Consider the following 20,896-nt stretch of genomic DNA (forward strand, 5'->3'; position numbering starts at 1 on the left):
CGTCACGGTGCCGGGGCTCTTCCGCGCTTGTCGCTCGGCCGCTGCCGCGGGTTCGCTCAGTAGCCGTCGTCTCGTCGCGGACGGCGCTGGGGCGGTTGCTGGCGAGGCCGCCCACCCGGGCCGGGACGGGGAGGCTGCTGGCGCGGCGGGGGCTGCTGGCCCTGGCGCGGCGAGCGGGCCTGGGGCTGACGGGCCCCTCGCGGGTCCTGCTGGCCACGCGCCGGGGGCTCGCGGTCGAGCTCGCCCCGCTCACGGGGTGGACGCGAGCGTTGCGCCTGTTGCGGTCTCGGTGCGCGCTCACGCGGCTCCCGGTCCTCGCGCCGAGCGTCGCGCCTGCGGTCGTCCCGCCGGTCGTCCCGTCGATCATCGCGGCGGTCATCGCGTGCGGGACGGGCCGCCGGACGTGAGGGACGCCTCGGCTCCTGCTCCGGCTCATCGGCGACCGGCCTGCGCTGGTTGAACATCCGCACCACGCCAACGCCGACCGTGACCGCGGTGGTCAGCGCCATCACCGGGAACGCGTCGATCAGCGGCCGGCCGATGCTCAGCGCCTTCGCCGCCATGCCCTCGCCGCTCTCACCGGAGAGCAGCACCACGATCGGCACCACGACGACCATCACCAGCGGCGGCTGCACCATCGGGCCGAAGATGCTGATCCGCTGCACCAACGCGACCGCGCCTACGCAGCTCAGGAAGAAGACCGCCTGGTACAGGAACCCACTCGGCCCCGCGAGCAACGCGATGACGACCGAGGCGCCGAAGGCAAGCAAAGCGGCGGCCCACCACGGTATGCCGTTGTCGCTGAAGGCGGAGCGCAGCGCCCAGGCCGGGTCGGGCCCGGCGTCGCTTCGACGATCGCGTGTGGCGGTCACACGTTCCACGTTAGTCCGTGCGGAGTCAACGGTCGCAGCATGGAGTGAAGTGTGAGAGCAGGTCACTCCGCCGGAACGTCATTCACCAGCGACATTCGTGAAAACGCGAGGATCGCGTTCACAATTGAGAATTCCCAGCTTACCCGAATCGGTGATGTTTGTCCGGTACGGGCTCCGGTCAGCGTCCTTCGGAGACCACCCCCTGCGCGTCGTTCTCGGCGCCCTCGGCGCTGCCCGCGCCGGACAGCTCGTCGTTGCGCCGCACGACCGGGATCGGTGTCGGGCTGGCCGCCGCCTCGGCCAGGGGCTGCGCCGAGCCCCGGAAGCTGTCCAACGCGTCCAGCTCACGTCGCCGCGCGGACAGGAACCGCTGGAGGTGGGTGCTCGCCAGGTTCGCCGCCTCCACCGCGTTGCCCGCCGACCGGTGCGCGCGGGCCGCCTGCGCGCGCACGTTCTCCATGTCCTCGACCAGCGTCCGTTCGGTCGCCGCGAACAGCGCCGCCGAGGCCAGTACCGCGAAACCCGTTGGGCCGCAGAGGAAAATCCGCCTGTCGAGCAACCAGCGCAGCAGGTTCGGGTCGGTGTCCAGCGCCGCGACCACCGCAGCGTCCGAGGGCACGAACATGATCGTTCCGTAGATCGCGTCGGCCCAGCGCTGATAGCCCTTGCCCGCGAGGTCGGCCGCCCGGGAACGGATGTTGCGCACGTGCACCCGCAGGGCGTCGGCCCGCTCGGCCGGGTCGTCGGTCTCCACCGCCTCCGCCCAGCACGCCATGCTGGCCTTGGCGTCGACCGGGACCCGCCGGTCCCCGCCGACCAGCAGCAACAGGTCCGGTTTCGCCGAGCCGCCACCGGCGAGGTCGGTCTGCACCGTGAAGTGCAGCCCCTCTCGCAGCCCCAGCGCCCGCGAGGTCTCCACCAGCACCTGCTCGCCCAGTTCGCCCCGGCCGCTGACCGAGGAGAACGCCACCTCGTACCTGCGCAACGCGGCCTGCTGTTCCCTGGCCCGCCCGCGTTCGGTCTCCACCATGGCCAGTGCCATGTCGGTGCGCCGCACGCCGTCGGTGTAGAGCCGCCACAGCATGAACAGCGCGCCGGCCATCAGCAGGGCCAGCACGGCGAGGGCGGTGATCACAACGGAGGTCACACAGCGATGATGGACCGTCGCACCGACAGAGTGCGGCAGGGGTGGCCGTGTGGGGGGAATTCACTTCACGATGTCTAGGCAACGGTGAGACGAATTCCACCCAAGTCCAGACTTGCCCTTGGTATTGCACGGAATCGCGCTCGGCTGGGCTTAACGTGGCAGCCATGCGAGTGCTGCACACCTCCGACTGGCACGTCGGCCGCACCTTCCACGGAAGGGACCTGCTGGCCGACCAGACCGCCGTGCTCACCGGTCTCGCGGACCTGGTGACGGCGGAGAAGGTCGACGTCGTCGTGGTCGCGGGCGACCTCTACGACCGTGCCGTCCCCTCCGCCGAGGCGGTCGAGACGTGCGTGCTCGTGCTGCGTTCCCTTCGCGAGGCGGGCGCGCAGATCGTGATCACGTCCGGAAACCACGACTCCGCGCCGAGAGTGGGCGCGTTCGCCGAGTTCGCCGCCGCGGGCGGACTGCACCTGCGCACCAGGATCTCCACGCTGCACGATCCCGTGCTTCTCAACGACGAGCACGGACCCGTCGCGTTCTACGGCATTCCGTACCTCGACCCGGACCCGGCGCGCAGGGCGCTGGGCATGGAGCAGGGCAGGGGACACGCCGCGGTGCTCACCGAGGCGATGCGCCGGATCCGCGAGGACCTGCGGCACCGTCCGGCGGTGACCCGGTCCGTGGTGATCGCGCACGCCTTCGTCACCGGTGGGGCGGGCAGCGACTCGGAACGCACGATCGCCGTCGGCGGGGTCGAGCAGGTGCCGGGTTCGGTCTTCGACGACGTCGACTACGTGGCGCTGGGGCACCTGCACGGGCCGCAGGTGCTCGGTGAACACCTGCGCTACTCCGGAAGTCCGCTCGCGTACTCGTTCTCCGAGATGACCCACCGCAAGTCGGTGTGGCTGGTCGACCTGGACGCCGACGGGCTGGCCGGTGTGCGCCGCGAGGAACTGCCGGTTCCCCGGCGGCTCGCCACCCTCTCCGGCGAGATCGAGGACCTCCTCGCTGATCCGGCACACGCGGGGCTGGAGGACTGTTACCTCTCTGTGGTGCTCACCGACCGGGTCCGCCCGCTCGATGCGATGAGGCGGCTGCACCAACGCTTTCCGCATGCCGTCCACATCGATTTCCGGCCCGCGGACGCCGACGAGGCTCCGTTGCGCTATCTGGAGGCAGTGCGCGGCCGCAGCGATGTCGAGATCTCGCACAGCTTCGTTGACGACTGCCGTGGCGCCGAACCCAACGAACGCGAGCGCAGACTGCTCGATGAGGCGATCGAGTCGGTTCGGGAAACCGAGGTGCAGGTGTGAGGCTGCATCGACTGGAGCTCTCGGCGTTCGGGCCCTACCCGGGGCGTGAGGAGGTCGACTTCGACGCGCTCGGCATGGACGGTCTGTTCTTGCTGCACGGCGAAACCGGGGCGGGCAAGACCACTGTGCTGGACGCCGTGGCGTTCGCGTTGTTCGGCCGGGTCCCCGGTGCGCGTGACGAGGCGAAGCGGCTCCGGTGCGACTACTCGGCGGAGGACACCCCGACCGAGGTGGTGCTCGACTTCAGCCTTCAGGGCCACCGGCTGCGGATCACCAGGAGCCCGGAGTACGTGCGCGCGAAGAAGAGCGGAGGCGGGGAGACGACGCAGCGCGCCAAGGCGTCGTTGACCTGGCTCAGTGACGCCCCGCCCGGTCACGCCAGCGAGGGGGTCACCCGTATCGACGAGGTGGCCAGGACGGTGCAGCGCCTGCTCGGCATGAGCGCCGAGCAGTTCTTCCAGGTCGTCCTGCTGCCCCAGGGGGACTTCGCGCGGTTCCTGCGCGCCGACACCGCGGAGCGCGAGAAGCTGCTGGAGCGGCTGTTCAGCACCGAACGGTTCCGGCAGGTCGAGGTCTGGTTCATGGAGCACCGGCAGGAAGCCGGTCGGAAGCTCAAGGAACGACAGGGCCGCGCGCGTTTGCTGGCCGAACGAGTCGCCCAGGCAACGGGAACCGAGTTCTCCGAGGACGCCGAGAACGCGTCGTGGCTCGATGCGCTCAACGCCTCCTGCGTTGCCGCGGTGGAGCACGCGACCGAAGGCGAACGCGTGGCCAAGCTCGCGCAGCAGCGTGCCGATGCCGAGCTCGCCCGGCGGCGCGAGCGTGCCGACCGGGTCCGTCGGCTGCGAGTTGCGACCGCCGAACTGTCCACAGTGGATGAAAAGCGAGCCGAGCGTCAGCAGTGGGCCCAGTCGCTTGCCTCTGCGCGGAAGGCCATTCCGGTTCGCGAGGCGGCCACCGTGCTTCGCCGGGCCGAAGCGGAGCTGAACCAGGCGAAGGCCGCCGCCGACCGAGCGGCCGCCGTTGCCGGAGACCAGGACAGCCCGGTCGAGGAACTGCGGTCCAGGGCCGATGCCAACCGGGAGCTGGCGGGGAAGCTCGCCGAGCTCGCCGGCGAAGCCGAACAGCAGCACCGTGACCGGCTTCGGCTGACGCATCTGGACACGGCGCTGGAGATCTCCCGCAGGCAGGTCAAGGAACTCTCCGAGATCGTGGACGGCTTACCGGAACGAATCACGGCTTCTCGGAGCGCGGCCGAGCAGGCGAGATCGGCGGCCGATCGGCTGGATGTCCTTGGCGCACAGCAGGATCAGCTGCGTTCGTTGTTGCGTGATGCCGCGGAACTACCCGCGGCGGTAGCGAGCCACGACCGGGCGGCCAGCGCGTTCCGAGCCGCCGTCGACGAGCATCAGGACGCCCGTGAGCTCCTGTTGGACCTGCGCCAGCGTCGTCTGCGAGGCATCGCGGCGGAACTGGCGGACGGGCTCACGGAGGGGGAGCCGTGCCCGGTCTGTGGCGGGGCCGAACACCCGGCTCCGGCGAGTCCCACGCCGGACCGCGTCACCGACGAGGACGAGCGTCGAGCGGAAAGCGTTGAACAGCAGGCACTTCGTCGTCGCGACGCCGCGAACGAAGCCGTACGTGAGGCTGAGCGGAGGGTCGCCGCACTCCGGGAGCGACTCGACGGGCGGAGTGCCGAGGAGCTGAAGCAGCTCTCGGCAGAGGTCGACGCGCAGCACCGGACCGCCAACGCCGCGGCCGCTGCGGTCAAGACGCACACGACCGAGCTGGCGGACCTGGAGAGCAGGCTTGACCGTGCTCGCCGTGAGCTCGCCGAAGCGGAGCGTTCGGTCGCGAGCAACACCGCTGAGCAGGCCGGACTGTCCGCTATGGTCGAACGCCGCGCCGCACGGCTGGACGAAGCGCGTGGTGACTACCCCGACGTCTCGACCAGGCGCACCAAGCTGCTCGAATCGGCCGCCGCTCTGGTCACCCTGGTGGAGGCGCGGACTGCGGTCGCGGACTGCGCGGAGCGGGTGGACGGCCAACGCGAGGCGGTGTTGTCCGCTGTCGCGGCTGCCGGGTTCGACCACCTCGACGCCGCTCTGGACGCGGCGCTGTCGGATGCCGACTGCGAGAGGGTGGAACGCCTCATTCGCGAGCAGGACCGGAAGGAGGCCGCGGCACGAGCGGTGCTGGCGGAGCCCGAGCTCGCTGACCTCGATCCGGCGGAGCACGTGGATGTCGGCGAAGCCGAGGAGCAGGCGGAGACGGCGGGAAGGGCCGCTGCGCTGGCCCTCGGCGAACTGAACGCGGCCCAGGCGAGGCTGGACGAGGTTTCCAGGCTGGGCAGGGAACTTCGATCCGCCTGGAGCGCACTGGCGCCGATGGAGGCCGCGTACAACGAGCTGAACGCGCTGACCGACGTGGTCAACGGCAGGGGGCAGAACACGCGCAAGATGTCACTGCGGTCCTATGTCCTCGCCGCTCGGCTCGAAGAGGTCGCGGTGGCGGCGACCACGCGCCTCCAGCGGATGAGCCAGGGGCGCTACTCCTTTGTCCACTCCGACGCCGCTGGTGCGCGCGGCACACGTGGTGGACTGGGACTTGACGTGCTGGACGGCTACTCCGGGCGCACCAGGTCCGCGAAGACCCTGTCCGGTGGCGAGTCGTTCCTGGCTTCGCTCGCCCTGGCGCTCGGACTAGCGGACGTCGTCGCGGCCGAGACCGGCGGCGCGTTGCTGGACACGCTGTTCGTGGACGAGGGCTTCGGCACCTTGGACGCGGACACTCTCGACCTCGTGATGGACACCCTCGACGAGCTGCGCGCCGGCGGCCGTGTCGTGGGGCTTGTCTCGCACGTGGAGGAGCTGCGTCAGCGCATCCCAACCCGGCTCCGGGTGCGCAAGGCGCAGGACACCACCGGCTCCAGTCTGGAGGTGGTCACTGGCTGATCGAACTCATCCCAGGTCCTCGTGGTCCAGCAGCCAGCGCTTGGCCTCGACTCCCCACCGGAATCCCCCGATCCCGCCACCGGTGCGCAGAACCCGGTGACACGGAACGAACAGTGCTGCGGCGTTGCGAGCGCACGCGGACGCGGCGGCGCGAACGGCCTGGGGGCGACCGGCGAGGGCGGCGTAGTCGGCGTAGGTCACCGGCTTTCCGGCAGGCACGGTGCGCAGGACGTTCCACGCGTGCTCCCTGAACTCCCCCGACCGCTGCCGCACTGGCACATCGGCCACCGCGTCCAGCTGTCCGGCGTGGTAGTCGAGGATCGCCTTGGTGACGACGCCGAGCTCGGCGCGTGGCGTGACCTCACTGGGGCGCAGACTCGGCGAGATCACCACGAGCAGGTCGTCCACCGCTCCCGTCCAGCCCGAGGCCAGCACGACCCCGTCCTCGGCGGTGATCGCGGTGAACGGTCCGATCGGGGTGTCCACGGTGGCCGCGTAGGCCGTACTCATGCGGTTCTCCTTGTGTTCGAGTGGGAATCGGCCAGCGCGGCGGCGTGCCACAGGTGCATCCCGGCGTACGACCGCCACGGTCGCCAGGACTTCGCCCTGGTGCGCAGACCGTCCACATCAGACGGTAGTCCGAGCGCGCCTGCGCCCTTGCGCATGGCCGTGTCGGAGGCGAGCAGGACGTCCGGTGCGCCAAGGACCCGCATGGCCACGTAGTCGGCGGTCCAGCTGCCGATGCCGGGCAGCGCCTGGAGCTCGGCGACCAGTTCGGTGTGGTCCCGCCCGACGTGGACCTGGAGCGACCCGTCGGCCAGTGCCGAGCAGACGGCGAGCACGGTGTCGATCCGCTTGCGCGGACCGGTCAGCACCTCCGCTCCGCGTTCCGCGATCGCCTGGGCGGTGGGGAACAGCGTGGTCAGCTGCTCGTCGCCGTTGGGAAGCGGTTCACCGAGCGCCCTGGTCAGTGCGGCCGCGGACGTGCGCGCTGAGGCGACTGACACCTGCTGGCCGAGAAGGGCCCGCACCAGCACCTCGTGTGCGTCCACCGCGCCCGGCACCCGGATTCCGGGGGTCGCGGCCACCACGGAACGAAGGGAGGCGTCTGCGGACAACACCTCGTCCACGGCGAGCGGATCGGCGTCCAGGTCGAGCAACCTACGGACCCGGGACACCGCCGCGCCCAGATCGCGAAGATCAACCAGCCGCAGTCGGCAGTGCACGTGGGTCGGCGTCGGCTCCAGTCGCACGGTCGCCGAACCGTGCGGCAGCGCGATCGTGCGCGCGTAGACACCGTCCTCGACGTGCTCCACGCCGGGGATCGCCCGCGCGGCCAGGAACGCCAGCACACCTTCGGCGTCCATCGGCGGGCGGAACGGCAGGCGCAGCGTGATCGTCCCGGTTCTGGGCTCGGCGGGCGCGTCCGACCTGCGGCGCTTCTGCGCGCCCGCGCGCAGCGCGGACGGCGACGTCGCGAACACGGTCTGGATGGTCTCGTTGAACTGGCGCACGCTCGCGAACCCGGAGGCGAAGGCGATGTCGGCGAACGGCAGCGTGGTCGTCTCGATCAGGGTGCGCGCGGCGTGGGCCCGGTGCGCGCGTGCCAGCGCGAGCGGCCCCGCGCCCAGCTCGGCGGTGAGCACCCGCGACAGGTGCCGCTCCGAGTAGCCGAGCCTGCGCGCCAACCCGGGCACGCCCTCGCGCTCGACGGCGCCGTCGCCGATCAACCGCATCGCCCGCGACGCGAGGTCCGCGCGCAGGTCCCACTCCGGTGACCCGGGCACGGCGTCGGGCAGGCACCGGCGGCACGCCCGGTACCCCGAGGACTGCGCCGCGGCCGTCGTCGGGAAGAACTCGACGTTGCGGCGCTTCGGTGTCATCGCCGGGCAGGACGGGCGGCAGTAGATGCCCGTGGTGCGGACAGCGAGCACGAAGCAGCCGTCGAAGCGGGCGTCGCGCGAGGCGACAGCCCGGTAGGCACGCTCTGAATCGACCAGCACGACATCGATGCTGCCAGCACATCCGGCCACCGGCTGGCGGAAATCGGCCGCGGCGATCGCCCCGTGCTCACCGTGCGAAAGCCACCCTCGCACCACAGGGGTCCCCCGATGTACAGGGTTCCGCGAGTGGGGTGGCGGGGGCAATGTCGCGGAGCGGGGTGGGGGGAACCCGTTTCAGCTACGGCGGGGTCCCCACCGGGTACGAGCACCAGTGACCGGACGGCCGGGGCCGCCACCTAGACTGCCTGGTCGTGAGTCTCACCCTCGGCATCGTCGGGCTGCCCAACGTGGGCAAGTCCACCCTGTTCAACGCGCTGACCCGCAACGACGTGCTCGCCGCGAACTACCCGTTCGCCACCATCGAGCCCAACGTCGGCGTGGTCCCGCTGCCCGACGCGCGGCTCGACCAGCTCGCGAAGGTCTTCGGCAGCGAGCGGATCGTGCCCGCCACCGTGTCGTTCGTCGACATCGCCGGCATCGTGCGCGGCGCCTCCGAGGGCGCGGGGCTCGGCAACCAGTTCCTCGCCAACATCCGCGAGGCGAACGCGATCTGCCAGGTCGTCCGCGTCTTCGAGGACCCGGACGTCATCCACGTGGACGGCGCGTTCAACCCCGTCTCCGACATCGAGACGATCAACACCGAGCTGATCCTCGCCGACCTGCAGACCCTTGAGAAGGCGATCACCCGCCTGGAGAAGGAAGCGCGCGTCCAGAAGGACCGCCGCGCCGCGCTGGAGGCGGCCAAGAAGTCCAAGGAGATCCTCGACGGCGGCCGCACGCTCTTCGCGGCGCAGGCCGAGGTGGACCTCGCCGAGCTGCGCGAGTTGAACCTGCTCACCACCAAGCCGTTCCTCTACGTCTTCAACGCCGACGAGAGCGTGCTGACCAACGAGGCCCGCAAGAAGGAGCTGCGCGAGCTGGTCGCGCCCGCCGACGCGGTGTTCCTCGACGCCAAGGTCGAGGCCGAGTTGCTGGAGCTGGACGAGGAGTCCGCCCGCGAGCTGCTGGAGACCATCGGCCAGGAGGAGCCCGGCCTGCACTCGCTGGCCCGCGCCGGGTTCCACACCCTCGGCATGCAGACCTACCTCACCGCCGGGCCCAAGGAGTCCCGTGCGTGGACGATCCGCAAGGGCTGGACGGCCCCGCAGGCCGCTGGTGTCATCCACACCGACTTCGAGCGCGGCTTCATCAAGGCCGAGATCGTGTCCTTCGCCGACCTGATCGAGGCCGGGTCGATGGCCGCGGCCCGCTCGGCGGGCAAGGTCCGCATGGAGGGCAAGGACTACGTCATGGCCGACGGCGACGTCGTCGACTTCCGTTTCAACGTGTGACCTGAATCGCCTTCACGTCAGGGGTTTTGAAACGTGTGGTGACCGCGCGAGCTCTCTTGTGAGGATTCGGATCGTCCGGCACAAGCCGGACATCGAATCTGGGGAGAGAGTTCGCAGTGGAACGTCGAGGATTTCTCAGGGCAGCGGTGGTGGGCGCGGCCGCCGCTGCTTTCGGCGGTGCGTCATGGCACGGAGCCCTCGCGGCGGGAGCCCAGCCGGGCCCCAGCCCGTACGGGGACCTGCTGCCCGCCGACGCCAACGGGGTGATGTTGCCCCGCGGGTTCACGAGCCGGGTGATCGGCCGCGCCGGGCAGAAGGTGGCGGGGACCTCCTACGTGTGGCCGGGCGCGCCGGACGCAGGCGCCTGTTTCCGTGACGGCTCGGGCTGGATCTACGTCGCCAACAGCGAGCTGCCGAAGTCGCAGGGGCTGCTCGGTGGCGTGAGCGCGATCAAGTTCCGCGCCGACGGCAGCATCGCCGACGCCTACAGCGTGCTGCACGGCACCGACACCAACTGCGCCGGCGGCGCGACTCCGTGGAACACCTGGCTCTCGTGCGAGGAGGTGCCGCGCGGGCAGGTCTACGAGACCGATCCGTGGGGGCGGAAGAATGCGGTCGTGCGGCCCGCGATGGGCACCTTCATGCACGAGGCCTGCGCGGTCGACCCGGAGCGCAAGGTCGTCTACATGACCGAGGACCAGTTCGACGGCGGGTTCTACCGGTTCATCCCGACCTCGTGGCCGAACCTCTCCGAGGGGCGCGTCGAGGTGTTGTGCGCGCCCGACGACCTGACCAGCGGGCCGGTCACCTGGAAGCCGGTGCCCGACCCCTTCGGTGACCCGGTCGAGACCCGCTACCAGGTGCCGGGCATGAAGAAGTTCGTCGGCGGCGAGGGCTGCTTCTACGCCAACGGCACCTGCTGGTTCACCACCGCGCTGGACAGCCGGGTGTGGACCTACGACGCCCGCAACAGCACGCTCGGCCTGGTCTACAACGGCGCTGAGCAGGCGCAGCAGCCGCCCGTGCTCTACGGCGTCGACAACATCACGCGGGCCGGTAGCGGCGACCTCTACGTCGCCGAGGACGGCGGCAACATGGAGATGTGCATCATCACGCCGAAGGGTGTGGTCGCACCGTTCTGCCGCCTCATCGGCCAGCACGCGAACTCCGAGGTCACCGGGCCGACCTTCAGCCCGGACGGCACCCGCCTGTACTTCTCCTCGCAGAAGGGCCTTACCGGCGAGCTCACCGACGGGATGACTTTCGAGGTCAAGGGTCCGTTCCGCCGCTGATACAGCAACTCCCGGACGCGCCGGCGGTGGCTGGTCACTCAGCCGCCGTTGGCGCGTTTTGTCATGAACTGCCCGGCCCCTTGCCTCAGCGCAGTGCACTGATGTTCGCTTGTGGTGAGTGCTGTTGATTTGGGTCGGATGACAACGGAGTTGCCATGCCCCTGCGCCCTGCACACCCCCTGCTCGCCTCGGCGGTCACGGCCGCCATGGTGGTGTCGCTGTCCTCGCCCGCCATGGCAGCCCCGCCGGACAACGCCTGGACCGTCCGTGGCCCGGGCGGGGTGAGCGCGCTGGTCAAGCTCGATCCCGGCTCCGGCTCGGTCGCGCTGTCCGTCGAGCGCCACGGCAAGCTCCTCATCGCGCCCTCCCCGGTCGGCATCCGCACCACGGCCGCCGATCTCACCAAGGGGCTCCGCGCGACCGGGCGGCAGAACCGTGTCGTCACGCAGCAGTACCGGATGACGACCGGCAAGCGGCTCAACCGGACGGCCGTGATGAACGAGACCCGGTTTTCCTTCGCCGGAGCCGCAAACACGCGCCTGGATCTTGTTGTGCGGGCCGCGCCCGATGGAGTCGCCTATCGCTACGAGCTGCCGGGCGCACGTGATGTCGTGGTCACGGGTGAAGCCTCTGCCTTCGCATTGCCCGGCGACGCCACTGCTTGGCTGATGCCGTACAACGCCCAGCACGAGAACAAACGGCAGAAGACCACCGCGAGCGCCGCACCCACCGGCGACTACGGCAACCCTTCGTTGTTCCAGGTCGGCGACGACTACGTGCTGCTCACTGAGTCCGATGTAGACGGTCGCTACGCCGGGAGCTCGCTGAGCCACCAGAGCGGAAGCGGCACCTACGCCGTCGCGCTCAAGGACCAGCAGATCCGCTCGACGGGGCAGACCCCTTGGCGCACAGCGATCGTCGGCGACCTCGGCGCTGTCACGGAGTCCACCCTGGTCGACGACCTCGCCATACCCGCGCGCTTCACCGACACCTCGTGGGTGCGGCCCGGGAAGGTCGCGTGGTCCTGGCTCTCCGAGCACTCCAGCCCCAAGGACTTCGAGCGGCAGAAGGCCTATGTCGACTTCGCCGCCCGCAACGGGTGGCCCTACGTGCTCGTCGACGAGGGCTGGAGCGACAAGTGGGTGCCGGAGCTGGCCCGCTACGCGCGGGCCAAGGGGGTGGACATCCTGTTGTGGTTCCACTGGACCAGCCTCGACACCCAGCCGGAACGCGACACGGTGCTGGCCAGGGTCAAGGACTGGGGCGTCAAGGGCGTCAAGGTCGACTTCATGGAGTCCGACTCGCAGGCCCGGTACCAGTGGTACGACACGATTCTCGCGGAGACCGCCAAGCGGCAGCTCATGGTCAACTTCCACGGCTCGACCATCCCGCACGGCCTCGCCAGGACGTGGCCGCACGTGATGTCGATGGAGGCCATCCACGGCGCGGAGCAGAACCCGCAGCCCGACAACGATCCCGTGCACCCCTTCGTGCGCAACGTTGTCGGCTCGATGGACTACACGCCTGGACGCATGGAGACCGGCAACAAGGTCTCCACCATCGGCCACGAGATCGCTCTGCCCGCCGCGTACGAGTCCGCGTGGCAGCACTTCGCCGACAAGCCGGAGGCGTACGAGAAGTACCCGGAGGCGTTGCGGTTCCTCAACCAGCTGCCGACCGTGTGGGACCAGACCGAGTACGTCAGCGGCTATCCCGGTTCTGACGCCGTCATCGCACGCCGCAACGGAAATCGCTGGTTCGTCGGCGGGGTCGCGGCGGGCGGTGCCCGCACGCTCCGTGCGCCGCTGGCCTTCCTGGGACCGGGCCGCTGGCTCGTCGAGACCGTCCGTGACCCGCGTCCTGGGCAGCGTGTTGATGTCCAGCGCACCACCTCGGTCCAGACCTCGTCCGCGACGCTCGACATCGACGTGCACGACAACGGCGGCTTCGGCGCCGTGATCTGTCCGGCCACACCCGGCAGGCTGACCTGCTACGAGCCCGTGCGCCAGGTCGCCGAGACGTCGCTGGCGATCACGCCCACCTCGACCGTTGACGCGGCAGCAGGAACCTCGTTCGAGGTCACCGGCACTTTCGAAGTCCGTTCCGCGAGGACGGTGACCGACGTCGTGCTGACCCCGCAGGCACCCGCGGGCTGGACCGTGCAGGGAGCGCCGGTGACCGCTCCCGCGCTCGGCCAAGGACGGCCGCTCTCCGGCAAATGGACGGTCAAGGTCGGCGCGAACGTCAAGCCGGGGACCTTCGAGCTGCCCGTCGTCGCGGAGTTCTGGGACCCCGCGCTCGCTCGCCGCGTGCATGTCGCCAAGGCCGTTCGCGGCTTCGTCCCGCCCAACGGCCGTGCGTACGTCAGCGATCTCTCGTTCGAGACCGAGACCAACGGCTATGGCCCCGTCGAGCGTGACCGGTCCAACAACGACGCGGCCGGAGGCGATGGCAACCAGATCAGCATCGGTGGCCGCAAGTACGAGAAGGGGCTCGGAACGCACGCCACCGCTGAGATCTCCGTCTACCTGGGCGGGAAGTGCACAGCTTTCTCTTCGGTCGTCGGCATGGACGACGAGACGACATCGCCCGGCTCTTCGGCCTTCCAGGTGCTCGGCGACGGAAAGGTCTTGGCGGAGACCGGGGTTCTGCGCACCGGCGGGCAGCCCGTTCCGCTGTCAGCCAGCGTGATCGAAGTTCGCACACTCACGCTGCGCGTCACCGACGGCGGCGACGGCAAGAACTTCGACCACGCCGACTGGGCCGACGCAGTGGTGGACTGCGGTTAGCCCAACGCCTCAAGCACGCCGTCGATCTCCCTGGCCAACGACACGTCCAGCGCGCTGATCCCGCCCACGGAATGCGTCGAGCAGCGGAAGGTCAGCGTGCGCCAACGGATGTCGATGTCCGGGTGGTGGTTGTCGTTCTCGGCGATCTCCGCGACGCGGTTCACCACCCGGATCGCATCCGTGAAGCTCGGCAGCTCCGCGGTGCGGGTCAGCGCGGCGTCGTCCTGGCGCCACTGGGGGAGAGCGCTCAGTGCCTCGGTCACCTGTTCCTCGTTCAGCAGCTCAGCCATGCCTCCATGGTGGTCCTGGCTCCCGCCGCGCGCGAGTCCGACGTACGCTGGGGGAGCCACGGGAGCCCGGTATGCCGGGCTGAGAGGAGGGCACCCAGCCCTCGACCGTACGAACCTGATCCGGGTCATGCCGGTGTAGGGAGGTGCGCGCCGCTTGCGGTGCCTCGTGGTCACGGACGACGGCCAGGAGGAGCTAGTGCGCGGCAAGACACTCGGAGCCCTACTCGTGCTCGCGCTGGTCAGCGGATGTTCGCTGACGGGCGGCAGTGGGACGGACACCGGCGGTAACAAGGTCGTCCTCGTCACCCACAACTCCTTCGCCGTGCCGCAGCAGGTGCTGGACGAGTTCGCCAAGCAGAGCGGCATCACCGTCGAGGTCAGCCGCCGGGGCGACGCGGGTGAGGTCACCAACCAGCTCGTGCTGACCAAGTCCAACCCGCTGGCCGACGCGGTCTACGGCATCGACTCCACGTATGCCTCGCGGGCGCTCGCGCAGGGGCTGCTCCAGCCGTACCGCAGCCCCGAAGCCGCCAAGGGCGCGCAGCGCTACGCCCTGCCCGGCGATGACCGGCTCAGCGCTGTCGACGTCGGTGACGTGTGTCTCAACATGGACACCGGTTTCCTCGCGCAGCGCGGCATTCCCGAGCCGACGTCACTGGCGGACCTGACCGACCCGCGCTACAAGGACCTGCTCGTCGTGCAGAACCCGGCGACCTCCTCGCCCGGTCTGGCGTTCCTCTTCGCCACCATCGCCACCTTCGGTGAGCAGGGCTGGGCCGACTACTGGACCAAGCTCAAGGCCAACGGCGTCAAGGTCGCCAGTGGCTGGGAGGAGAGCTACAACCAGGACTTCTCCGGCTCCGCGGGCAAGGGGCCGCGTCCGCTGGTGGTGTCCTACGCGTCCTCGCCGTCCGCCGAGATCGGCCAGGACGGCAAGCCGCGCACCAAGGCCCTGCTCGGTGGCTGCTACCGGCAGGTCGAGTACGCGGGTGTGCTCAGCGGCGCCAAGAACGTCGAAGGTGCCCGCAAGGTCGTGGACTTCCTGCTGTCGGAGAAGGTCCAGTCCCAGCTCGCCGAGCAGATGTACGTCTACCCGACTCGTGAAGGCGTTGCGCTGCCCCAGTCCTGGCAGCAGGCCGCACCGCTGCCGGCGAAGGCGCTGGAGCTACCGGCGGACCAGGTCGACAAGGACCGCGAGCGCTGGCTCACCCAGTGGCGGTCGGTCGTGCAGGGCTGACGTGCGCGTCAAAGTCGCTCTCGGTGTAGGAGCAGCAGTTCCGCTGCTGTTCCTGGTCGTGTTCTTCGCCTGGCCTGTCGCGGCGATCCTCGGTCTCGGACTGCGGGGGACCGGTGTCGGCCAGGTGCTCGCGGATCCCCAGACCTGGGACCTCGTCGCGTTCACCCTCGGCCAGGCCGCGGCGTCCACGGCAGTCGCCCTGGTGGCAGGGCTTCCGATCGCCTATCTGCTCGCGCGCTGTGCCGTGCGCGGCCGAGGACTCGTGCGGCTGATCGTCACGATCCCGTTCGTCCTGCCGACTCTGGTTGTCGGAATGGCGTTTCGTTCCCTGCTTGGCGATGGTGGGGTGATCGCGATCGTGCTGGCCAACGCGTTCTTCAACGTCGCGGTGGTGGCGCGCACAGTGGGTGGGCTGTGGGCGAACCTCGACCGTCGAGCCGAAGACGCGGCGCGAGCGCTGGGGGCTTCCCGTTGGCGTGCCTTCACTTCGGTGACCCTGCCGGCGCTCGCCCCTGCGATCGGTTCGGCGGCGGCGGTCGCTTTCCTGTTCTGCGCAACGAGTTTCGGTGTGGTTCTCGTTCTGGGTGGGGCAGAGCACCGGACGTTGGAGACGGAGATCTACCTGCGTACCGTGCAGCTGCTGGACCTTCCCGGAGCTGCTGCCCTGTCGCTGGTCCAGCTCGCCGCTGTCGTTGGTGCGCTGCTCGTCGGAGCGGTAGCGAGGCGAAAGCGCGAGACGGCCCTGACGTTGCGCCGCCGAACCGAGACGGCTCGCCGCCCTGAAGGTGGCGAGTGGGCGGTGGTCGGTGTGGCGGTCACGGTGGTGGGTCTTCTTCTGCTGCCGGTCTTCTCGCTCGTCGTGCGATCACTGTCCACACGAGATGGTTGGAGCCTTGCCGGGTACACCGCGCTGGCCGGTGACGCGGCTCGCTCCACGCTTGGTGTGTCCGGAATGGACGCCGCGACGAACTCGCTGCGGACCGCCTTCGACGCGACACTGCTCGCGCTGGTGCTCGGAGTCCTGGCTGCTGTTGTGCTGTCCCAGTTGCGGCGCAGGCAAGGACGGCTCGCCGAAGCCATGGACATGGTGCTGATGCTGCCGCTCGGCGTGTCCGCGGTGACGGTGGGTTTCGGCTATCTCGTCACGATGGACGCGCTTCCAGGTGATCTTCGTTCGTCCCCGGTCCTGGTGCCCTTCGCGCAGGCCCTCGTGGTGATGCCGTTGGTCGTGCGCATGGTGCTGCCGGTGTTGCGCGCGATCGACGACCGCCTCCGCCAGGCCGCCGCGTCGCTCGGTGCCTCGCCGTTGCGGGTGTGGCGCGAGGTCGATCTCCCACTCGCCGGACGATCTCTGCTCGCGGCGACCGGTTTCGGCTACGTGGTCGCGCTCGGCGAGTTCGGCGCGACGAGCTTCCTGGCGAAGCCGGACGCGCCGACGCTGCCGGTCGCGATCTCCAGGTTGATCTCCCGGCCGGGGGAGCTGAACGTGCAGATGGCCTACGCGTCCTGTGTGCTGCTGATGATCGTCACGGTGGTCGCGGTGGCGCTGATCGAACGTGTCCGGGTGGGCACCGAAGCCCTTGGGGAGTTCTGATGGGCCTTCGGCTCAAGGATCTGACCGTCCACTATGGATCTGTCGCCGCTGTGTCCGATGTGGAAATGTCCATTGAGGACGGTGAGGTAGTCGCGCTGCTCGGCCCCTCGGGCTGCGGTAAGTCGACGCTGCTGCGCGCGGTCGCGGGTCTGGAACGCGCTAGCTCTGGAACGGTCAGCTGGGACGGTGCCGACCTCGCCGGAGTCCCGGTCCACCGCCGTGGTTTTGGGCTCGTTTTCCAGGACGGCCAACTGTTCCCGCACCGTGATGTGGCGGGAAACGTCGCGTTCGGTCTGCGCATGCACGGCGTCGACCGAAAGCACCAAGCCGAGCGAGTGGCCGAGCTTCTGGAGCTGGTGGGACTGCCCGGATATGGCGCTCGGCGAACCACCGAGCTGTCCGGCGGTGAGCAGCAGCGCGTCGCCCTGGCCCGCGCCCTCGCTCCTCGGCCGAAGCTCCTGCTGCTGGATGAGCCGTTGTCCGCGCTGGACCGGGCGTTGCGCGAGCAGCTGGCGATGGACCTGGCGGTGCTGCTGCGCCGAGCGGGTGCGACCGCACTCGTGGTGACGCACGACCACGACGAGGCTTTTACCCTGGCTGACCGAGTAGCCTTGATGCGCAAGGGAAAACTGGTCCAAACCGGAACGCCCGCCGAGGTCTGGCGCCGTCCCGCCGACGCCGAGGTGGCGGCGTTCCTCGGCTGCACGGTCATCGTGGACGGAGTCGTGGCGGACGGTCGAGCCACGAGCTCACTGGGATCAGTGCCCGCGCCGGGAGTGGTTGACGGGCCGGTCCGCCTCGGCCTGCGAGCGAGCGCGCTGCGCACGGACCCGGCGGGGCAGCTCACCGGCGAAGTCCTGCAACGCGTGCACCGCAGCGACCACGTGCGCCTGCTGGTCCGCCTGGACACCGGCCCGGAGGTCGAAGCGACGGCTCCCGTCACCGCCGCCCTGACCTCTCACACCCGCTTCACCCTCGACCCCGACGGCATCGCCTTCATCACCTGACCCCCCGCCATTCGCGGGCTTATGGACGTCTCGCAAGCTCCTCAGAGGTCCATAAGCCCGCGAATGGCCGGAAAGGGGCGGGGTTAGGTGTCCTTGGTGGCCATGCGGGCGACGGTGATGGAGAGGCCGATCGCGATGTAGCACAGCGCTCGCACTCCGCTTTCCGTCAGCGTCGCCGTCACCATCGGGTCGCGGACCACGTCGATCGCCGAGGTCCAGCCCGTGGTGATCAGTGCCGGTTGCAGCCACGACAGGTCCGGGAGGGTGCCCAGCAGGGTGAACACGATCAGCGAGCCCATCGTCGCCGCCAGCACCACCAGGGGGTGGTCGGTGAACGAGGACAGCGCCAGCGCCACCGCCGCCACCGCCGCCATCTGCAGCCACACCCACAGTGCCGCGACGCCGACCCTGCCGATGCCGTCCGCGAAGGACAGCGTGGTGCCCGACAGGGAGGTGAACTCCGTGGTGCCCGTGAACACCAGGCCCGAGGTGATGCCCAGGACCGCGAGCACCAGCACCGCGACCGCCGTCACCGTCGCGACGCCGACCGCCTTCACCATGACCAGCCGGGTCCGGCCGACCGGCGCGATCAGCAGGCCGCGCAGGGTGCCGTGCGCCGACTCGCCCGCGATCGCGTCCGCGGCCGCCATCGACACCAGCATCGGCATCAGCAGCGGCATCGCCATGGTCATCGCCGCCAGGGGCAGCACCATCCCGTTGCCCAGCAGCGACGCCAGGACCGGCGGGCCGCCGATCGGACCTCCCCCGAAGTCCGCCAGCGACATCATCAGGCCCAGCCCCACCGGCACCAGGGCCAGCAGGCCGAAGCCCACCAGCGTCCTCGGCCGCCGCAGCACCCAGCGCAGCTCCGCGCGCAACAGCCTGCCCAGCGGTGCCCTCGTCACCTTCTCCGGCAGCGCAACCGAAGCCGTGGTCATGACCCCTCCCGCACGTCGGCCTCGGTCAACCGGGCGAACAGCTCTTCGAGACCCGTCCGCTCGCGGCGCGCCTCCCGCACGCCCACCCCGGCGAGCACCAGCTTCTCGACCACCTGCTGCGGCGAGGCCCCCGTCAGCTCCACGCGCACACCGTCCACAGCAGACCTGAACGGAATCCTGTTTTCCCGCAGGGTGTCCACCGCAAGCTGAACGTCCTCAGTGGACACGGTGAGCGTGGGAGTCCCCGCTTCGAGCAGCTCGCTCAGCTCGCCCTGCGCCACCGCAGTGCCCTGGTGCAGCACGGCCACGTGCGTGCAGGTCGCCTCCACCTCGGCCAGCAGGTGCGAGGACACGACCACCGTCGTCCCAGCCGCGTGCAGGTCCGCCATCACCCCGCGGATCTCCCTGGTGCCCGACGGGTCGAGGCCGTTCGTCGGCTCGTCGAGCACCACCAGCCTCCTCGGCACCAGCAGCGCCGCGGCCAGGCCCAGCCGCTGCTTCATGCCGAGCGAGTAGGCCTTGAACCTGCGGGTCGCCGCGTGCGCCAGCCCCACTCGCTCCAGCGCGTCGTCGACCGCCTTGCTGATCCCCCCGGTCGGCAGCAGCGGTTCGGCCGCCGCGCAGCGCCGCAGGTTCTCCCGCCCCGACAGGAACGGGTGGAAACCCGGTCCCTCCACCAGCGCGCCCACGTGCGGCAGCGCGCGGTCCGCGCCGTCCGGCATGGGCACCCCCAGCAGCTCGACGCTGCCGGTCGTCGGCCTGGTCAGGCCGAGCAACATCCTGATCGTCGTGGTCTTGCCGGAGCCGTTGGGCCCCAGCAGGCCGAGCACCGCGCCCTGCGGGACCTCCAGGTCGACGCTGTCGACCGCGACGGTGCGTCCGTAGACCTTGCGCAGTCCGCTGGTACGGGCCGCGAGGGCGGGGGCGGAGAGCTCCGCCCCCACCACACCGGTCGCCGCGAGCGGCTCGGTGCTCAGCGTCACTTCACGGTGCCGATCGCCTCGACGAGCACCTGGGACGGCACGGCGCCCGCGGCGAAGCGGCCGTCCTCGGTGAGCAGGCCGGTGCCGACCTTGGTGGTGATCAGGTAGCCCTTGCCCCACGGGCCCTCGACCTTGGTGCCGAACTGCTTGACCATGTCGAGCGGGTTCTGCACCGCGGCGCCCTTCTCACCGGACTTCGGCAGCTCGTCCAGCTTGGGCAGGCGGCCGACGACGGTGGTGTCCCAGCCGTCGCCGACGACCTTGACCCGGTCGGTCTCCATCGGCTTGGGCGAGGAGCCGGGCTTCTGGTGCTTCTCGATCTCCTCGCGGTGCTTGCTCTCGAACTCCTTGAGCTTGCTCGCGCTGTCCTCGACCTTCGCGCCGGCGGGCGGGGTGAAGGTGAACAGCTTCGGGTCCTGGGCGCCGATGTCGAGCTTGGTGAAGCCGATCTGCGCCACCGGCTCGCTGGAGCCGTTGGCCAGCACGACCACCCGCAGCGGCAGCCGCTTCTCGGCGTCCACCGCGACCCGGACCTCACGCAGCAGGGTGCGCTCGGACGGGGCGGGCGCCAGCACCAGCTCGTAGGCGTCGCGGCCCGCGACGCTCGCCGTGCCGTCCACCGAGATGCTGCTGCTGGGCCGCACCAGGTCGATGATCTTCTTGGCGGCCGACGCGGGATCGCTCAGCTCCTCCGGCTTGCCCTTCGGCGCCGCGTCCTTGTCGTAGGTGTGCTTCGTCGCGACCTTGGTGGACGAGTCCCAGGTCCACGCGGTCGTGCCGTCGTTGACGGCGATCTTCTCGCCGCCGGCCTGGCTGCTGGCCACCCGCACCTTGCCGGTGCCGTCGGACCAGACCCGAGCCGACACCCCGCTCAGCTCCTGCGGCAGGTTCGGGATGGCGGGAATACCGAGGTTGGTCTTGCCCTCGACGGTGCCCCCCAGCGCCGGAATCTCCTTCTGGCTGAGCACCGACTGCACCAGCTGCTCCGGGTTGACCGGCGGCAGCACGGGTGCGGCGCCCGCACCAGTAGGCATGGCCAGCACGGTCAGCCCGACCGCGCCGGCGATCGCACCGGCGGTGGCCGCGGCGACTGTGGCCTTCTTCCGATCCATGTTCGTCTCCTCCTCGGACGGTTTCCCTCCG

At 70.1% G+C, this 20,896-nt stretch carries 16 protein-coding genes and 1 riboswitch; of the genes, 8 read left to right on the forward strand and 8 right to left on the reverse strand.

Features of this window, described 5'->3' with window-relative positions; all coding sequences use genetic code 11:
- Positions 1–56: 56 nt before the first annotated feature.
- Together ACFFQA_RS25410 and ACFFQA_RS25415 are read right to left on the reverse strand one after the other, a co-directional pair.
- Positions 57–872: a DUF6542 domain-containing protein gene (locus ACFFQA_RS25410; protein WP_377857136.1), complete on the reverse strand. Its 816-nt coding sequence runs from the start codon at positions 870–872 to the stop codon at positions 57–59.
- 178 nt (positions 873–1,050) lie between these two features.
- A complete protein-coding gene (locus tag ACFFQA_RS25415; RefSeq protein WP_377857693.1) occupies positions 1,051–1,974 on the reverse strand; it encodes a DNA recombination protein RmuC in 924 nt (307 codons plus the stop codon).
- A gap of 209 nt (positions 1,975–2,183) precedes the next feature.
- Here ACFFQA_RS25415 and ACFFQA_RS25420 point away from each other — a divergent pair, with 209 nt between their 5' ends.
- Together ACFFQA_RS25420 and ACFFQA_RS25425 are read left to right on the forward strand one after the other, a co-directional pair.
- Positions 2,184–3,335: an exonuclease SbcCD subunit D gene (locus ACFFQA_RS25420; protein ID WP_377857139.1), complete on the forward strand. Its 1,152-nt coding sequence runs from the start codon at positions 2,184–2,186 to the stop codon at positions 3,333–3,335.
- A complete protein-coding gene (locus ACFFQA_RS25425; protein WP_377857142.1) occupies positions 3,332–6,289 on the forward strand; it encodes an AAA family ATPase in 2,958 nt (985 codons plus the stop codon). Before ACFFQA_RS25420 ends, ACFFQA_RS25425 begins: the two co-directional genes overlap by 4 nt.
- Positions 6,290–6,295: 6 nt before the next feature.
- Here ACFFQA_RS25425 and ACFFQA_RS25430 read toward each other — a convergent pair whose 3' ends face one another.
- Both ACFFQA_RS25430 and ACFFQA_RS25435 read right to left on the reverse strand, forming a co-directional pair.
- Entirely contained in the window at positions 6,296–6,799 is a 504-nt protein-coding gene (locus tag ACFFQA_RS25430; RefSeq protein ID WP_377857145.1) for a methylated-DNA--[protein]-cysteine S-methyltransferase, read from the reverse strand.
- Positions 6,796–8,292: an AlkA N-terminal domain-containing protein gene (locus tag ACFFQA_RS25435; protein WP_377857148.1), complete on the reverse strand. Its 1,497-nt coding sequence runs from the start codon at positions 8,290–8,292 to the stop codon at positions 6,796–6,798. Before ACFFQA_RS25435 ends, ACFFQA_RS25430 begins: the two co-directional genes overlap by 4 nt.
- Before the next feature lie 251 nt (positions 8,293–8,543).
- On the opposite strand from ACFFQA_RS25435, the gene ychF reads away from it, so the two are divergent.
- The 3 genes from ychF to ACFFQA_RS25450 all read left to right on the forward strand — a co-directional run bounded on the left by ychF (position 8,544) and on the right by ACFFQA_RS25450 (position 13,704).
- A complete protein-coding gene (gene ychF, locus ACFFQA_RS25440) occupies positions 8,544–9,623 on the forward strand; it encodes a redox-regulated ATPase YchF (RefSeq protein ID WP_377857151.1) in 1,080 nt (359 codons plus the stop codon).
- A 116-nt stretch (positions 9,624–9,739) separates the two neighbouring features.
- Positions 9,740–10,915: an alkaline phosphatase PhoX gene (locus ACFFQA_RS25445; RefSeq protein ID WP_377857156.1), complete on the forward strand. Its 1,176-nt coding sequence runs from the start codon at positions 9,740–9,742 to the stop codon at positions 10,913–10,915.
- A gap of 155 nt (positions 10,916–11,070) precedes the next feature.
- Complete coding sequence (locus ACFFQA_RS25450) at positions 11,071–13,704, forward strand: NPCBM/NEW2 domain-containing protein (protein ID WP_377857159.1); 2,634 nt, start codon at positions 11,071–11,073, stop codon at positions 13,702–13,704.
- Here the strand turns inward: ACFFQA_RS25450 and ACFFQA_RS25455 are convergent.
- Positions 13,701–13,994, reverse strand: coding sequence for a 4a-hydroxytetrahydrobiopterin dehydratase (locus ACFFQA_RS25455; RefSeq protein ID WP_377857162.1), 294 nt, complete (start codon positions 13,992–13,994; stop codon positions 13,701–13,703). The two genes, ACFFQA_RS25450 and ACFFQA_RS25455, sit on opposite strands and share 4 nt — an antisense overlap.
- A gap of 48 nt (positions 13,995–14,042) precedes the next feature.
- Positions 14,043–14,153: riboswitch (TPP riboswitch) on the forward strand.
- Positions 14,154–14,190: 37 nt separating this feature from the next.
- Between ACFFQA_RS25455 and ACFFQA_RS25460 the strand changes: the two genes are divergently transcribed.
- From ACFFQA_RS25460 to ACFFQA_RS25470, 3 genes are read left to right on the forward strand one after another with little or no spacing between them, the layout of a single operon-like run.
- Positions 14,191–15,231 (forward strand): thiamine ABC transporter substrate-binding protein, encoded by a 1,041-nt coding sequence (locus ACFFQA_RS25460; RefSeq protein WP_377857165.1) that lies wholly within the window; start codon positions 14,191–14,193, stop codon positions 15,229–15,231.
- Between the two features lies 1 nt (position 15,232).
- Positions 15,233–16,825: an ABC transporter permease gene (locus tag ACFFQA_RS25465; RefSeq protein ID WP_377857169.1), complete on the forward strand. Its 1,593-nt coding sequence runs from the start codon at positions 15,233–15,235 to the stop codon at positions 16,823–16,825.
- On the forward strand, positions 16,825–17,832 hold the full coding sequence (locus ACFFQA_RS25470; RefSeq protein ID WP_377857172.1) for an ABC transporter ATP-binding protein: 1,008 nt from the start codon (positions 16,825–16,827) through the stop codon (positions 17,830–17,832). Before ACFFQA_RS25465 ends, ACFFQA_RS25470 begins: the two co-directional genes overlap by 1 nt.
- An 83-nt stretch (positions 17,833–17,915) precedes the next feature.
- On the opposite strand, the gene ACFFQA_RS25475 is transcribed toward ACFFQA_RS25470, so the two are convergent.
- From ACFFQA_RS25475 to ACFFQA_RS25485, 3 genes are read right to left on the reverse strand one after another with little or no spacing between them, the layout of a single operon-like run.
- The gene (locus ACFFQA_RS25475) at positions 17,916–18,770 is read right to left on the reverse strand and encodes an ABC transporter permease subunit (protein ID WP_377857175.1); all 855 of its coding nucleotides are present in this window, start codon (positions 18,768–18,770) and stop codon (positions 17,916–17,918) included.
- Positions 18,767–19,747, reverse strand: a complete 981-nt coding sequence (locus tag ACFFQA_RS25480; RefSeq protein WP_377857696.1) for an ABC transporter ATP-binding protein — start codon at positions 19,745–19,747, stop codon at positions 18,767–18,769. Before ACFFQA_RS25480 ends, ACFFQA_RS25475 begins: the two co-directional genes overlap by 4 nt.
- A 2-nt stretch (positions 19,748–19,749) precedes the next feature.
- Entirely contained in the window at positions 19,750–20,865 is a 1,116-nt protein-coding gene (locus ACFFQA_RS25485) for a LolA family protein (protein WP_377857178.1), read from the reverse strand.
- Between the last annotated feature and the right edge of the window lie 31 nt (positions 20,866–20,896).

Source organism: Allokutzneria oryzae, from assembly GCF_042429765.1.
GTDB classification, from domain to species: Bacteria; Actinomycetota; Actinomycetes; order Mycobacteriales; family Pseudonocardiaceae; genus Allokutzneria; species Allokutzneria oryzae.

Coding starts and splice junctions, on each gene's coding strand:
- ACFFQA_RS25450 (WP_377857159.1), top strand. CDS start 11,071: ATGCCCCTGCGCCCTGCACACCCCCTGCTCGCCTCGGCGGTCACGGCC.
- ACFFQA_RS25485 (WP_377857178.1), bottom strand. CDS start 20,865: ATGGATCGGAAGAAGGCCACAGTCGCCGCGGCCACCGCCGGTGCGATC.
- ACFFQA_RS25430 (WP_377857145.1), bottom strand. CDS start 6,799: ATGAGTACGGCCTACGCGGCCACCGTGGACACCCCGATCGGACCGTTC.
- ACFFQA_RS25475 (WP_377857175.1), bottom strand. CDS start 18,770: ATGACCACGGCTTCGGTTGCGCTGCCGGAGAAGGTGACGAGGGCACCG.
- ACFFQA_RS25420 (WP_377857139.1), top strand. CDS start 2,184: ATGCGAGTGCTGCACACCTCCGACTGGCACGTCGGCCGCACCTTCCAC.
- ACFFQA_RS25415 (WP_377857693.1), bottom strand. CDS start 1,974: ATGGCCGGCGCGCTGTTCATGCTGTGGCGGCTCTACACCGACGGCGTG.
- ACFFQA_RS25455 (WP_377857162.1), bottom strand. CDS start 13,994: ATGGCTGAGCTGCTGAACGAGGAACAGGTGACCGAGGCACTGAGCGCT.
- ACFFQA_RS25470 (WP_377857172.1), top strand. CDS start 16,825: ATGGGCCTTCGGCTCAAGGATCTGACCGTCCACTATGGATCTGTCGCC.